The 15,000-nt window shown below is 68.4% G+C and carries 11 protein-coding genes and 1 pseudogene; 9 read left to right on the forward strand and 3 right to left on the reverse strand.

Going from position 1 to position 15,000, the window contains the following annotated elements:
• Positions 1-11: 11 nt before the first annotated feature.
• Positions 12-1,391, forward strand: coding sequence for a phosphoglucosamine mutase (glmM, locus tag UAJ10_RS15510; protein WP_322916162.1), 1,380 nt, complete (start codon positions 12-14; stop codon positions 1,389-1,391).
• Between the two features lie 4 nt (positions 1,392-1,395).
• Complete coding sequence (gene thiD, locus UAJ10_RS15515) at positions 1,396-2,208, forward strand: bifunctional hydroxymethylpyrimidine kinase/phosphomethylpyrimidine kinase (protein ID WP_322916163.1); 813 nt, start codon at positions 1,396-1,398, stop codon at positions 2,206-2,208.
• Here thiD and UAJ10_RS15520 read toward each other — a convergent pair.
• Positions 2,205-3,344 carry an aminotransferase-like domain-containing protein gene (locus UAJ10_RS15520; protein WP_322916164.1) on the reverse strand — a complete coding sequence of 380 codons (1,140 nt, stop codon included), beginning with the start codon at positions 3,342-3,344 and terminating at the stop codon, positions 2,205-2,207. The two genes, thiD and UAJ10_RS15520, sit on opposite strands and share 4 nt — an antisense overlap.
• Positions 3,345-3,367: 23 nt before the next feature.
• Positions 3,368-3,667, reverse strand: a pseudogene (locus UAJ10_RS29900) (GntR family transcriptional regulator); the annotation flags it as partial.
• A gap of 43 nt (positions 3,668-3,710) precedes the next feature.
• Between UAJ10_RS29900 and UAJ10_RS15525 the strand changes: the two are divergent.
• From UAJ10_RS15525 to UAJ10_RS15550, 6 genes are all read left to right on the forward strand, one after another.
• Positions 3,711-4,517, forward strand: a complete 807-nt coding sequence (locus tag UAJ10_RS15525; RefSeq protein WP_322916165.1) for a PhzF family phenazine biosynthesis protein — start codon at positions 3,711-3,713, stop codon at positions 4,515-4,517.
• 384 nt (positions 4,518-4,901) lie between these two features.
• Positions 4,902-6,608 carry a hypothetical protein gene (locus tag UAJ10_RS15530; RefSeq protein ID WP_322916166.1) on the forward strand — a complete coding sequence of 569 codons (1,707 nt, stop codon included), beginning with the start codon at positions 4,902-4,904 and terminating at the stop codon, positions 6,606-6,608.
• Between the two features lie 306 nt (positions 6,609-6,914).
• Positions 6,915-8,084: a phosphoserine transaminase gene (locus tag UAJ10_RS15535; protein WP_322916167.1), complete on the forward strand. Its 1,170-nt coding sequence runs from the start codon at positions 6,915-6,917 to the stop codon at positions 8,082-8,084.
• Between the two features lie 114 nt (positions 8,085-8,198).
• Complete coding sequence (gene serA, locus UAJ10_RS15540) at positions 8,199-9,782, forward strand: phosphoglycerate dehydrogenase (RefSeq protein ID WP_322916168.1); 1,584 nt, start codon at positions 8,199-8,201, stop codon at positions 9,780-9,782.
• Between the two features lie 264 nt (positions 9,783-10,046).
• Positions 10,047-10,394 carry a methyl-accepting chemotaxis protein gene (locus tag UAJ10_RS15545; protein WP_004273812.1) on the forward strand — a complete coding sequence of 116 codons (348 nt, stop codon included), beginning with the start codon at positions 10,047-10,049 and terminating at the stop codon, positions 10,392-10,394.
• Between the two features lie 343 nt (positions 10,395-10,737).
• Positions 10,738-11,784 carry a GGDEF domain-containing protein gene (locus UAJ10_RS15550; RefSeq protein WP_322916169.1) on the forward strand — a complete coding sequence of 349 codons (1,047 nt, stop codon included), beginning with the start codon at positions 10,738-10,740 and terminating at the stop codon, positions 11,782-11,784.
• A gap of 183 nt (positions 11,785-11,967) precedes the next feature.
• Here the strand turns inward: UAJ10_RS15550 and UAJ10_RS15555 are convergent, their stop codons facing one another.
• Positions 11,968-12,324 (reverse strand): hypothetical protein, encoded by a 357-nt coding sequence (locus UAJ10_RS15555; RefSeq protein ID WP_322916170.1) that lies wholly within the window; start codon positions 12,322-12,324, stop codon positions 11,968-11,970.
• A 358-nt stretch (positions 12,325-12,682) separates the two neighbouring features.
• Between UAJ10_RS15555 and UAJ10_RS15560 the strand changes: the two genes are divergently transcribed.
• Positions 12,683-14,986, forward strand: a complete 2,304-nt coding sequence (locus tag UAJ10_RS15560) for an ATP-dependent helicase (RefSeq protein WP_322917334.1) — start codon at positions 12,683-12,685, stop codon at positions 14,984-14,986.
• Positions 14,987-15,000: the final 14 nt, after the last annotated feature.

Genomic DNA, 15,000 nt, shown 5'->3' on the forward strand with positions numbered 1-15,000 from the left:
CGTGAAAGACGATGGCGCGTAAACTCTTTGGTACCGACGGCATCCGGGGCACGGCCAATACCGAGCCCATGACGGCGGAGACGGCCCTGAAGGTGGCCATGGCCGCCGCCCTGCAGTTCCGCCGCGGCAATCACCGCCACCTGGTGGTCATCGGCAAGGACACGCGCCTGTCGGGCTATATGCTGGAACCGGCGCTGGTGGCCGGCTTCGTCTCCATGGGCATGGACGTGACCCTGGTGGGCCCCATGCCCACGCCGGCGGTGGCCATGCTGACGCGATCGCTGCGCGCCGACATGGGCGTCATGATCTCCGCCTCGCACAATCCCTATTACGACAACGGCATCAAGCTGTTCGGACCGGACGGCTACAAGCTGTCCGACGAGGTCGAGGCCGCCATCGAGGCGCGCATGATGGAGGGCTTCGCCGGTGACCTGGCCGGCGCCAAGGACCTGGGCCGCGCCCAGCGCCTGGATGACGCCATCGGCCGCTATATCGAGCAGGCCAAGGCCACCTTCCCGCGCGGCCTGCGCCTGGACGGGCTGAAGATCGTGGTCGATTGCGCCAACGGCGCCGCCTACAAGGTGGCGCCCAAGGTGTTGTGGGAACTGGGGGCCGAGGTCATCCCGGTGGCGGTGGCGCCCGACGGCTTCAACATCAACAAGGACTGCGGCGCCACGGCGCCCAAGGCCATGCGCGACGCCGTGGTGGCCCACGGCGCCCACCTGGGCATCGCCCTGGATGGCGATGCCGACCGCCTGATCCTGGCGGACGAGACCGGAACCCAGATCGACGGCGACCAGGTCATGGCTCTGATCGGCTGCGCCTGCGCCGACGCCGGCACCCTGCGCGGCGGCGGCGTGGTGGCCACGGTCATGTCCAACCTGGGCCTGGAACTGCACCTCAAGGGCCGGGGCCTGAGCCTGGCGCGGACGCCGGTGGGCGATCGCTATGTCGTGGAGCATATGCGCGAGCATGGCTTCAACGTCGGTGGCGAACAGTCCGGCCATATCGTCCTGTCCGACCATGGCACGACGGGCGATGGCCTGGTGGCGGCCTTGCAGGTGCTGGCCGTCATCCAGCAGTCGGGCAGGCCGGCGTCGGAAGTCCTGCGAGTCTTCCAGGCCCTGCCGCAGGTGCTGAAGAACGTGCGGTTCGAGCCGGCGGGCGGCACCACGCCCCTGGCCGCCGCCAGCGTGCAGGATGCCATCCGCGCTGGCGAATCCCGCCTGGGCGGCACCGGCCGCGTCCTGATCCGCAAGTCGGGCACCGAGCCGCTGATCCGCGTCATGGCGGAGGGCGACGACCAGGGCTTGGTGACGGCGGTGGTGGATGACATCGTCGCCGCCATCAAGGACGCCGCCCCGGTGCCGGCCTCCAAGGTCGCGGAATAAGGGCATGCGTGGCCGTGTCCTGATCGTCGCCGGGTCCGACAGCGGTGGCGGCGCCGGCATCCAGGCGGACATCAAGGCGGTGACGGCGCTGGGCGGCTACGCCATGACGGCGGTGACGGCCCTGACGGCGCAGGACACCCATGGCGTCCAGGCGGTGATGCCTGTTCCGCCGGAGTTCATCGCCCTGCAGATGCGGCTGTGCCTGGCTGACATCGGCGCCGACGCGGTCAAGACGGGCATGCTGGCCTCCGCCGAGGTCATCGAGACGGTGGCCGAGGTGCTGAGCGAGGTGGGCGTGCCCGCCCTGGTGGTCGATCCGGTCATGGCGGCCAAGGGCGGTCAGCGCCTGCTGGAGGATCGCGCCGTGTCGGTGGCGATCGCACGGTTGCTGCCCATCACCACGCTGCTGACCCCCAACACGGTGGAGGCGGCGGCCCTGACCGGCCTACCCCCGGAAAGTTTCGAGGGCGACAGCCTGGACGGGATGCGCCGCGCCGCCGACCGCCTCTTGGAGTTCGGCGCCCACGCCGTGCTGGTCAAGGGCGGGCACCGCGCCGGCCCGGTTTTGACCGACCTGCTGGTCACCCGGGGTGGGGAGCACAGCTACAGCGCCCCCCGCTTCGACAGTGTGCACACCCACGGCACCGGCTGCACCCTGGCGTCGGCCATCGCCTGCGGTCTGGCCCAGGGGCTGGCCGCGCCTCAGGCGGTGGAACGGGCGCACGCCTATGTGCAGGAGGCCATCCGCACCGCGCCTGGCCTGGGCGGCGGCCACGGGCCTTTGAACCACATGCACACGGTCAGGCCGTTCCCCTAAACCAACACCTCACTCATCGCGGGCTCGGCCAGCAGGGCGGCGATCGTACGCAGGCCGTGTTCCAGCACCTCCATCCGCTCCACCCCGCCGATGCAGACGCGCACGGCGTGGGGCGTGTCGCCCCGGGCCACGGCGAAGGCGTCGGCCGGCGTGACGCGTACGCCGCGGCTCAGCAGCGCGCGGGCGAAGTCTTCGCGCCGCCAGGGCTCGGGCAGGGTCAGCCACAGGTGCGGGCAGGCGGGGTCGGACGTGGCGCCGGGCAGCAGGCTGCGGGCCTGGGCCTGGCGGTCCGCCACCAGGGCGCGGCGTTGGGTGGCGCTCTCCAGCGCGGCGCCGGACAGGATGAATTCCGCCGACAGCTCCGCCCCCAGCGGGTTGACGCCCAGCAGGGTGGCGCGCAGCAGGGTGCGCACCCGGTCCATCAGGGCCGGCGGGCACAGCAGGAAGCCGGTGCGCAGCCCGGGCATCAGGTTCTTGGACAGGCTGGTCAGGAACAGCACCCGCTCTGGATCCAGCGCCGCCAAGGGCGGTGGGCCGGGATCGTCGGCCAGGAAGCCGTAGACGTCATCCTCCACCACCCGGATGCCGGCCTGCCGGCAGACGGCCATCACCGCCTCGCGGCGGTAGGGCCCCTGCGTTACCGTGGTGGGGTTGTGCAGGCGCGGCATGCAGTAGAGGGCGTGAGCGCCGTGGGCGCGGGCCGCCTGCTCCAGCGCGTCGGGCAGCAGCCCCCCGCCATCCATGGCCACCGGCACCAGCCGCAGGTCCAGCAGCCCCGCCAGCGGCTTCACCGCCGGGTAGGACAGCTGCTCCACCAGCAGGCTGTCGCCGGGCCGGGTGATGGCGGCCAGGGCCAGGTGCATGGCGTTCTGGCCCCCAGCCGTGGGCAGCACCAGGGCCGGGTCCACCGCCAGGCCCGTGGTCTGGGCGATCCACGCCGCCCCCGCCTGGCGGTGGCGGGCGCTGCCGTTCACGGGGGGATAATGCATGAGGCCCGACAGGTCGTTACGCGACGCCAGGCCCAGCAGCGCGTGGCGCAGCCGTTCCTCGTTGGGGTGCTGCGCCAGGGCGTTGACCGACAGGTCGATGATGCCGGTGTTGTCCACTGGCGCCTCGGCTGGCCGGGGATCGCGCACGAAGGTGCCGCGCCCGACCTCCCCCCGATCAGGCCGCTGCGTTCGGCTTCCGCGTAGGCGCGGGTCACCGTGCCCACGGTGACGCCCAGGCGCCAAGCCAGATCCCGGTGGGTGGGCAGCTTGGCGCCGATGGGCAGGGCGCCGCTGCCGATGTCGTCCTGCAGGGCGGCGGCGATGGCGCGATAGCGCGGGCCTGGGCGGCGGGTGATGTCGGGCAGCCAATGCGGCTGCTTTTCGGTCATTGTCATGGCGACAATATCGGCATTGATGGAGATATGTCTCTGTTTTATTCCGGAATTGTCCCCATTGTCATCCGCCTTCATGCGCCGACAATGTCATTGCCGCCCTACCTGAGGAGGTTCCGCCATGCGCCTGCCCATCTATCAGATCGACGCCTTCACCAGCGCGGCGTTCGGCGGCAACCCCGCCGCCGTGGTGCCGCTGGACGCCTGGCTGCCGGACGGGACGCTGCAAGCCATCGCCATGGAGAACAACCTGTCGGAGACGGCCTTCTTCGTGCCGCCGGGGCCGCAGGATGACGGCGCCTGGGGCCTGCGCTGGTTCACCCCGGCCGTGGAGGTGGATTTGTGCGGCCATGCCACCCTGGCCACCGCCCACCTGATGATGAACATCCTGCACCCGGGCACGGAGCGTGTGGTGTTCCGCACCCAGAAGGCCGGCTTGCTGACCGTGGCGCGGGAGGAGGGGCGGTTGACCCTGGACTTCCCCGCCCGCCCGCCGCGGACACCGGACCGGGTGCATGAGGGTCTGGCCGCGGCCCTGGGCGGGCTGGCGCCCGCCGCCGTCCTGGCCGCGCGGGATTACCTGGTGGTCTATGACGATGCCGCCGCCGTGCGCGCCTTGACCCCCGACATGGCGGGCTTGCTGGGCATCGACCGTTTCGCCGTCATCGTCACCGCGCCGGGGGATGAGCCGGGCGTGGATTTCGTCTCCCGCTTCTTCGCGCCGGCCAAGGGCGTGCCCGAGGATCCGGTGACCGGGTCGGCCCATTGCACCCTCATTCCCTATTGGGCGCATCGCCTGGGTGCCGACCGGCTGTCCGCCCGCCAGGTATCGCGGCGGGGCGGAACGCTTAGCTGCCGGCTGGACGGCGACCGCGTGCGCATCGGCGGCGACGCGGTCCTGTTCCTGGAGGGGCACATCCACATCTGACCCTGGGACCGCTTCTCACTTGGCGGGGAAGCGGTCTATGCCGTTCAGCCGATTGATCCGGCCCCCACCTTTTGGGGAGGATGCCCGAATGCTTCGGAGTCGGAAGGGGTATGGCATCGGTTGGTCTGCCCCCAACCGATGGCTTGACCCTTCCGCTCCGGGTGACCCCGACCACAGGGTGCGAAATCACTCCGTTTTCGCCGGCATGCCGGTTACGGAAGGGGTGGTTGCGGACATAGCCGTTTACCCGGCCCTGTGGATGCGGGATGATGCGCGACGCATTCATAAAACCGGGCGTTCAAGCTGTATTAACACTACGGCCGCGCCCAGCTATTCGTTGGAGCCAGGGTCCCGGTGGAAAGGCATCAGCAACTGGTCGGAACGGTGAAAACCGCGTTCGAGCTGCACAGCCTGCACAATGACCAGTGGCTTCTGGTCAAGGAAGGGCCTGACCTGCGGCAGATTGAGCCGGCAGCGGCCCTGCTGATCGACCGCAAGGAGGTCGACGGCGTCCGCATCGTGCGCCGCCGCGATTACCTGGACCATGACTTCAAGAGCCACATCACCGTGCGCAAGCGCCTGCGCCCCGGTGTGGCGGAAACCGACCCGCTGCAGATCGCCAACCCCGGCCGCGACGCCTCCTGGTGCGACAAGGCGGAGGATTTCACCGGCGACGTCCAGCGACAGGTCATCCGCGGCCTGTTCGCCCGCTATCTGGACGATGTCCGCGTGACCCCGCTGGAAGTGCTGTATTACGAGGCGGCGGCCCGCGCGTTGGACAACGCCGGTACCCTGGTCCAGGGCGCGCTGCAGCGCCTGGCCAGCCAGCAGGTGCGCGGCAGCCAGCAGAGCGCCGTGTCGCGCATGAAGGAACTGATGGCCATGGTGGACGACGGCCTCAGCCGTCTGCTGGCCAAGGCCAAGGGCAACCCGGTGCCGCCGCTGGCGCCCGGCGGCCTGAAGGCCTTGTCGGACAAGCTGGCCGCCGGCGGGGCCGACCCCATCCCCGGCCTCTATCGCGCCACCGCCGCCTATCTCGCCGGCTGCAAGACCTGGATGGAGAAGCTGGACCGGCTGTTCCGCCTGTTCAGCCCCGAGCTGACGGTGCGCGAGATGCGAATCATCGACAGCATCGCCGCCGAGATCATGGGCTCCTCCCTGGCCTTGCGCGAACTGGTGGGGAAGGAGGCCGACCGCATCGAGCTGGTGCTGAACGCCATCAACCTCTACGTCGGCAAGCTGGGCAAGGTGGAGATGGATGACGCCGGCAGCCATCTGCCCGGCGTCATCACCCTGTCGGAACTGCTGGCCCAGGGCGTGCTGCCGCGCACGCTGGCGGAACTGCGGCTGGGCCTGCTGCGCCACCTGCACGCCCGCCTGCCGTTCCATGGCGAGCGCAACATCCAGGATGAACTGCGCGCCCTGGTGCGCATCCAGGACCACCTCAAGGCCACGGCGCCCACCCTGGTGAATGACGAGGAAATCCAGGAAGCCATCGCGCTGCGCGCCGACAAGCTGATCCAGCCGGAAGGCATGTCGGACGTCATGGCCCTGGCCCGCGGCACCTATTCCAAGATCAACCTGATCCTGAGCCTGGTGAACATGGCGCCGGGCAAGCAGGCCAAGGCCAAGCTGGCGCCCTACCTGCGCTCCCTCATCGTGCCGGACGACATCGTCTGGGACATGGGCTGCCAGAATCGGCGCATGGACATCATCCAGCCGCTGAGCGAACTGTCCGACCGCATCCAGAACGCCGGCCTGCCCGAAACCTCCAAGCGGGAGATGCTGGACATCCTGGACAGCGCCCTGTTCGAGACGGTGCGGACGGAGATCGTCGGCAACCAGGCCATGGGCTTCGCCGACCGCATGCTGGCCCTGATCAACACCTGCGGCGGCCTGCCGGAGGGCAGGGCCCGCACCTTCGCCAGCGAGACGCTGACCACGGCCCTGCGCCGGCCGGAGTTCATCCTGAACTACCTGGAGCGATTCGAGAGCGCGACGGAGCGGCGGGACAACTATTTCAAGCTGTGTGAGAATTTGGCGGCGAGCCGCCTGGTTCCCCCGGCCCTGATTCCCCACGCGGCGGCTTGATTTTATTGCTCCTTCAGGTGCCGGGCGATTACGTTCGTGGCCTTGGCTTTCCTCGATTTCCAGTCCGCTGACGCTCCCCGGAAACCTCCGGCGGACGCGATCGCGTCCTACGACGGCCCGGGTGCAGCCCATGCCGTTGGCGGATTGGACATCATATCCGAAAGGATGTTTCGCGATGCGTTCTGGCATGGCAGCAATGTGTCGCCGCCATGCTGTCATGATTGACGTTCTTGCGCGACGCCCATAAGGTCCGCGGCGGGACACGCCTCCCCAACGAGGCGCAACTATTCTGCAAGGAATAGCATCATGACCGTACCGCCGAAGCCCGAGAGCCGGCCGTCGAATCCGAATTTCTCCTCTGGTCCTTGCGCCAAGCGTCCGGGTTGGACGCTGGAAGCCTTGAAGGGCGCCCTGGTGGGCCGCTCGCACCGGTCCAAGCCCGGCAAGGCCAAGTTGCAAGAGGTCATTGACCGCAGCCGCGCCCTGCTGAACATCCCGGCCGACTACCGTATCGGTATCGTCCCGGCCTCCGACACCGGTGCTGTGGAAATGGCCCTGTGGTCGCTGTTGGGCGCCCGGGGCGTCGACATGGTCGCCTGGGAAAGCTTCGGCAAGGATTGGGTGACCGACGTCGTGAAGCAGCTGAAGCTGCCCGACGCCCGCACCTTCACCGCCGGCTACGGCAAGCTGCCCGACCTGGCGCAGGTCGACTTCAAGAACGACGTGGTCTTCACCTGGAACGGCACCACCTCCGGCGTACGTGTGCCCGATGGTGACTGGATCGCGGCCGACCGCGAGGGCCTGACCATTTGCGACGCCACCTCCGCCGCGTTTGCCATGGATCTGCCCTGGGACAAGCTGGATGTGGTGACCTGGTCCTGGCAGAAGGTCCTGGGCGGTGAGGCGGCCCATGGCATGCTGGTGCTGAGCCCCCGCGCCGTCGCCCGCCTGGAAAGCTACAAGCCGGCCTGGCCGCTGCCCAAGATCTTCCGCATGACCAAGGACGGCAAGATCGTCGAAGGCATCTTCAAGGGCGAGACGATCAACACCCCCTCCATGCTGGCGGTGGAAGATGCCCTGGACGGCCTGCGCTGGGCCGAGTCCGTGGGCGGCCTGAAGGGCCTGATCGAGCGGTCCGAAAGCAACCTGGCCGCCGTGGCCGATTGGGTTGCCGCCGGCACCACCGCGGCCTTCCTGGCCGAGGTGCCCGCCACCCGCTCCTGCACCTCCATCTGCCTGAAGTTCGCCGACCCGAAGCTGGCCGGCCAGACGCCGGACGTGCAGGCGGAGGTGGCGAAGAAGGTGGCGGCCCTGCTGGAAAAGGAAGGCGTGGCGCTGGACGCCGGCGCCTACCGCGACGCCCCGCCCGGCCTGCGCATCTGGGGCGGCGCCACGGTGGAGCGGTCCGACATCCAGGCGCTGCTGCCCTGGATCGACTGGGCCTACGCCACGGTCGCGGCCGAACTGGTCGCCTGAGCCGAGCCTTAGCGTCTTACACGCCTTTCCCGACATACGGCCTGGCGCCGCCCTGAACACCCGGAGTCCATCCGGGGGCGGCGCCGGCCCATCCTGCAGAAGGATCGCAGAGCCATGCCCAAGGTTCTCATTTCGGACAGCCTGAGCCCCCGCGCCGTCGAGATTTTCAAGGAACGCGGCGTCGAGGTTGACGTCATCACCGGCCTGAAGCCCGATGAGCTGAAGGCCATCATCGGCAAGTACGACGGCCTGGCCATCCGCTCGTCCACCAAGGTCACCAAGGAAGTGCTGGCGGTCGCCACCAACCTGAAGGTGGTCGGTCGCGCCGGCATCGGCGTCGACAACGTGGACGTGCCCGCCGCCACCGCCAGCGGCGTGGTGGTCATGAACACCCCGTTCGGCAATTCCATCACCACCGCCGAGCACGCCATCGCCATGATGTTCGCGCTGGCTCGTGAAATCCCCGCCGCCAACACCTCCACCCATGCCGGCAAGTGGGAAAAGAACCGCTTCATGGGTGTCGAGCTGTACGGCAAGACCCTGGGCGTCATCGGCTGCGGCAACATCGGCTCCATCGTCGCCGACCGCGCCGTGGGCCTGAAGATGCGCGTCGTCGCCTTCGACCCCTTCCTGTCGGCCGAGCGCGCCCAGGATCTGGGCGTGGAGAAGGTGGAGCTGGACGAGCTGCTGCGCCGCGCCGACTTCATCACCCTGCACACGCCGCTGACCGACGCCACCCGCAACGTCCTGGACGCCAAGGCCCTGGCGAAGACCAAGCCGGGCGTGCGCATCATCAACTGCGCCCGTGGCGGCCTGATCGTCGAGGCCGACCTGAAGGCGGCGCTGGAGAGCGGCCATGTCGCCGGCGCCGCCCTGGACGTGTTCGCCGAGGAGCCGGCCAAGGAAAGCATCCTGTTCGGCAACGAGAAGATCATCTGCACGCCGCACCTGGGCGCCTCCACCACCGAGGCGCAGGAGAACGTGGCCCTGCAGGTGGCCGAGCAGATGTCCGACTTCCTGGTCACCGGCGCCGTGGTCAACGCGCTGAACATGCCCTCGGTCTCGGCCGAGGACGCGCCCAAGCTGAAGCCCTATATGAAGCTGGCCGAGCAGCTGGGCGGCTTCGCGGGCCAGATCACCGAGACCGGCCTGAAGTCTGTGACGGTGGAGTACGAGGGCCAGGTCGCCGACCTCAACACCCGTCCGCTGACCGCCATCGTCCTCATGGGCCTGCTGTCGCCCCTGCTGGCGTCGGTCAACATGGTCAACGCCCCCGTCATCGCCCGCGAGCGGGACATCAAGGTGGCGGAGACCAAGCGGGATGACGCCGCCGACTACCAGACCCTGATCCGTGTGGTGGTGCAGACCGAGCGGGCGACCCGCACCGTGGCCGGCACCCTGTTCGGCGGCGAGAAGCCCCGCATCGTGCAGATTGAGGAAGTGCCGATCGAGGCGGAGCTGAGCGAGCACATGCTGTTCATCCGTAACGAGGACAAGCCCGGCTTCATCGGCAAGCTGGGCACCACCCTGGGCGACGCCGGCGTCAACATCGCCACCTTCCATCTGGGCCGCACCGAAGCCGGCGCCAACGCCATCGCCCTGGTGTCGGTGGACCAGGAGGTGGCTGACGGCCTGCTGGAACGCATCCAGGGCCTGCCCAGCGTGGTGCGCGCCAAGGCCCTGCGCTTCCAGGCCTGAGGCCGAACCCGCGTCATGATCGGGAAGGCCGCCCCGGGGGGACCCAGGGCGGCCTTTTCTTATTTCCAAAGCTCCGCGTCTGGATTGTTTCGGAACCGAACCAAATAAATCCAGCTATATGCGCAGGGGTTGATTTTGTGCGTCCCGGCCCCTGTTCTTCTGTGGTATTAGAAGGCACCGGGTTGGCCGTCCCGGCAGGGGACACCCGGCCATCATTCCCGGCCACCGATCCAGCGATACCCTAATCAACCTCAGGTGCCATCGATGAGCTCCACGCCCACCAGTCTGTCGAAGACCGAGTTGTCCTCCGCCCTCCAGGAAATCAGCCGGGAACTGGAAGGCCTGCGCGCCGAGATCGAAAAGGTGGGCACCGTCGCCCAGCAGATTGACGCCATCGCCAAGCAGACCAACCTGCTGGCCCTGAACGCCACCATCGAAGCCGCCCGCGCGGGCGAGGCTGGCAAGGGCTTCGCCGTCGTCGCCGGCGAAGTGAAGAACCTGTCGGGGCAGACCGCCGCCGCCACCGCGGAAATCTCCGCCGTGCTGCAGAGCCTGACCAAGCGCACCCAGCACCTGGGCCAGCTGGTCGAGCGGGCGATCACCTCCGCCTGATAGGGTTGCGGCGGCTCGGTCAAGAGTCGCCCTTGTATTCGCGGGCCCGCGCGGGGGATGCACCCTCAGGCGCGGGCCTGTTTGTTTGCGGGCGTCACACGCTTTTTTGAGTGCGCCCTTAGGCGGCGCGGCTTCGGGGGCAACGAACAATTTCGGATATGGCGACTCTTTCCGATTTTCCGCCGTTTCCATCCCCGCCGTTTTGTGACTTATTCTTACGGGGTAGGGGCGGCGGGCGGCCGTCCTGAAAATGGCTACCTATAGAGGTAGTGAACCGAAAACCGCCCAGCCCGCATAGGGGACCGTGGAAGGCGCCCCGGACCAGATGGCGTAGGGAGAGCACGTGCTGTTCGCGGAGGGACCACAGGCTGCCGGCCACCTCGCCCAACGGGCGATGGAGCGCATGCGCGCCGAGGCGGTGGCCCCGCACCCGCACAACTTCACCGTCTGGTATGCCTACTGCAGCGGCCGTTATCCCGACCTGACCCGGGCGGTGGACATCATCGCCAGCAACGGCCTGCCCTTCACCGAGGCGCGTTGCGCCGACCTCTACCACAAGTTCTTCGCCGCCGATGACGAGATCCAGGCCATCCAGGAGATCGGCGTCAAGTTGACGGAGGCCCTGGCCGGCGTCACCGGCGCCGTCGCCACCGCCGGCAATGATGTGGGCAATTTCGGCGCGGCGCTGAAGGTGTTCCAGGGGCAGGTCGACCTGTCCGAAACCCTGGACCAGTTGCGCGGCGTCATCCGCGCCATGACGGAACAGGCCCAGCGCGTGGCCGTGCGCAACCAGTTCCTGCAAACCCAGCTGAGCGACAGCGCGCAGCAGCTGGAAACCATGCGCCGCGACCTGGACACCGTGCGGCGCGAGGCCATGACCGACGCGCTGACGGACCTGGCCAACCGCAAGCAGTTCGACCAGGCCCTGCGCGAGGCCGCCGCCACCGCCATGGAAGATGGCCGGCCCCTGTGCCTGCTGATGATCGACATCGATTTCTTCAAGAAGTTCAACGACAACCACGGCCATGTCGTGGGTGACCAGGTGCTCAAGCTGGTGGGGCGCACGCTGAAGGACTCGGTGCGCGGCCGCGATACCGCTGCCCGCTTCGGCGGTGAGGAATTCGCCATCATCATGCCGGAATGCACCCTGGACGAGGCGCTGGCCTTCGCGGAGAAGACCCGTGCCACCATCGCCAACCGCCGCATCGTCAAGCGCACCTCGGGGGCCGCCATCGGCAACATCACCCTGTCGGTGGGCGTCGCGCTGTATGAGCCCGGGGAAACGCTAGGCCGTTTCGTCCAGCGCGCGGACGAGGCGCTGTACATGGCCAAGCATGAGGGCCGCAACCAGGTGCGGGCGCATGTGGATACCGAAGCGGCTTTTGTATAGTTGCTCCGGGCGCCAGCAGGGCCATCCGACCCTTCGGCTATCCTCACCTTTCAGTCCGCTGACGCTCCCCGAAAGGTTCCGGGGGCCGCCGCCGCGGCCTCGTCGCTTCGCTTCGTTGAGGCCTTCGACATCAGGACGATATGGCGGTGGGGACGGGGCGGGCGTCCCCGCTCACCATTTGGATCACCACTTGCGCTCGGTCTTCATGCCGCCGGCGTTAATGGCGTCCAGGAAGGGGCTGCCGGTCGACTTGCGGTCGCGGGTGGCGCGCAGGGTGCCCTGCGCACGGGTGGCGGCGACCACCTTGACGGCGGCCTCGGTGGCGTCCGTGTGGATCTGGTGCCGCACGTCGGGTTCCAGCGACTCGAACGCCTCGCGGGCGAAGACCAGCGCGTTCTCCGACCGGGTTTCCAGAACCTGGCGCAGGGCGTTGGCCGCCATCAGGCATTCCAGCCGCTCAGGCCCGGACAGGTCGTCCAGGACATCGGCCAGGATGCCGATCGCTTGCAGCGTCTTGGTGTCGTTCAAGCGCAGGTTCATCGGTTCACTCCCCGCTTCGCCGGCCGCCGCCCGAGGGGGCGCGGGACCGTCCGAACGGCTTCATCATGGTGATCATTATCTTTCCACCATATGAACCTCTTGTGCAACGAGATAGGTGCCCGGCCTTTAGGGGAGGTCCCCTCTGGCGAAAGGGGGGGCAGACGGCGGAGAAGGTGGGGAAAGTCATCGCGGGGGCAGACGAAACGAGGCTTGTGCTATATATGTTCCCATCATGACCGACCTGTTTTCCCGTCTGGACCCGCCCGCCCCGCCCAAGAAGGACGAGCCTGAGAAGGTTGTGCCCTTCGCCGCCACGTCCGTCATGGCCCCGCGCCCCGCGCCGGCCCCGCCGCCGCCCATGCCCCCCCATGGGCCAACTGGCTGGTCGCCCGCCTATCTCGACGCGCTGAACCCGGCGCAGCGCGAGGCGGTGGAGTCGCTGGACGGTCCCGTCCTGGTGCTGGCGGGTGCCGGCACGGGAAAGACGCGCGCCCTGACCACCCGCCTGGCCCACCTGCTGATGACCCGGCGCGTCAGCCCCTGGAACATCCTGGCCGTCACCTTCACCAACAAGGCGGCGCGCGAGATGCGGGAGCGCGTGGGCGCGCTGATGGGCACGGACACCGAGGGCTGGTGGATGGGCACCTTCCACGCCCTGGCCGCCCGCATCCTGCGTCGCCATGCCGAGCTGGTGGGCCTGACCTCCAGCTTCACCATCCTGGACACCGACGACCAGCTGCGCCTGCTGAAGCAGCTGATGGAGGCGGAGGGCGTGGACGCCAAGAAGTGGCCGGCCCGCTTGCTGCTGTCGGTCATCGAGCGTTGGAAGGATCGGGCCCTGCCGCCCGACCGCCTGCGCCCCGAGGACGCGGGCGAGGCCGCCGGCGGCAAGGTGCTGACCCTGTACCGTCAATACCAGGAGCGCCTGCGCACGCTGAACGCCTGCGACTTCGGCGACCTGCTGATGCACAACATCACCCTGTTCCAGGCGCACGCGGATGTGCTGGCGGACTACCATCGCCGCTTCCGCTACATCCTGGTGGATGAGTACCAGGACACCAACGTGGCGCAGTACCTGTGGCTGCGCCTGCTGGCCCAGGGGCATCACAACATCTGCTGCGTCGGCGACGACGACCAGTCCATCTACGGCTGGCGCGGGGCGGAGGTGGGCAATATCCTGCGGTTCGAGCAGGACTTCCCCGGCGCCAAGGTCATCCGCCTGGAACAGAACTACCGCTCCACCGGCCATATCCTGGGGGCCGCGGCCGGCGTCATCGCCCACAACCAGGGCCGTCTGGGCAAGACGCTGTGGACCGAGGCCGATGGCGGGGAAAAGGTGCGCCTGCGCGGCCTGTGGGACGCCGACAGCGAGGCGCGCTGGGTGGGTGACGAGGTGGAGGCGCTGCAGCGCAAGGGCACCAGCCTGGACCAGATGGCCGTGCTGGTGCGCGCCGGCTTCCAGACCCGCGAGTTCGAAGAGCGCTTTATCACCCTGGGTCTGCCCTACCGCGTGGTGGGCGGACAGCGTTTCTATGAGCGCCTGGAAATCCGCGACGCCATGGCCTACCTGCGCGTGGTGGCCCAGCCGGCGGACGATTTGGCGTTCGAGCGCATCATCAACACGCCCAAGCGCGGCATCGGCCCCGCCACCATCCAACAGCTGTACCAGACCAGCCGCGTGCTGGGCGTGCCGCTGCTGGAGGCGACCTGGCGCCTGACCGGGACGGACGAGCTGAAGCCCAAGGTGCGCGGCACCCTGCGCGGGCTGGTAGAGGACTTCGCCCGGTGGCGGTCGCAGATGGACACCGTGCGCCACACCGACCTGGCCCAGTCCATCCTGGATGAGAGCGGCTATACCCGCATGTGGCAGGAGGACAAGACGCCGGAGGCGCCGGGGCGCTTGGAAAACCTGAAGGAACTCGTCAACGCCATGGGCGAGTTCGAGAACCTGCTGGGCTTCCTGGAGCATGTCAGCCTGGTGATGGAGAATGCGGAGACGGTGGATTCCGCCCAGGTCTCGCTCATGACCCTGCATGGCGCCAAGGGCCTGGAGTTCGACGTGGTCTTCCTGCCCGGGTGGGAGGAGGGCGTGTTCCCCAGCCAACGCACTCTGGATGAGAACGGCATCGCGGGGCTGGAGGAAGAGCGGCGGCTGGCCTATGTCGGCATCACCCGTGGCCGCAAGCGCGTCTACATCAGCCACGCCGCCAACCGGCGCATCCACGGCACCTGGTCCACCAGCCTGCCGTCACGCTTCATCGGCGAACTGCCGGACGATCATATCACGGTGGAGAATGACCCCGGGCTCACCTCCGGCCATTGGGGGCAGGCGATGGGGGGCACCGACGGCGGGTATAGCCGGGGCGGTTCGTCCTGGGGGGCCCGCAGCGACAGTTTCAGCGACAGCTTCAACCGCATGGGACGCCAGGCGCCCGCCGGCAACCGCACCAGCCGGCTGATCGAGGGCACGGCCCTGGACGTCACCCCGCGCGCCCGCCCCGATGCCCCCTTCCGCCCCGGCGCCCGCGTCTTCCACCAGAAGTTCGGCTACGGCGTGGTGAAGGCGGTGGAGAACGACAAGCTGGAAATCTACTTCGAACACGCCGGCACGAAGAAGGTCATGGACAGCTTCGTCGTGCCGGCGGACCAGGCGGGGAAATAAGGGCGGCGGACCGG

It is taken from the genome of Nitrospirillum guaranorum (assembly GCF_034653275.1).
Classification (GTDB): domain Bacteria; phylum Pseudomonadota; class Alphaproteobacteria; order Azospirillales; family Azospirillaceae; genus Nitrospirillum.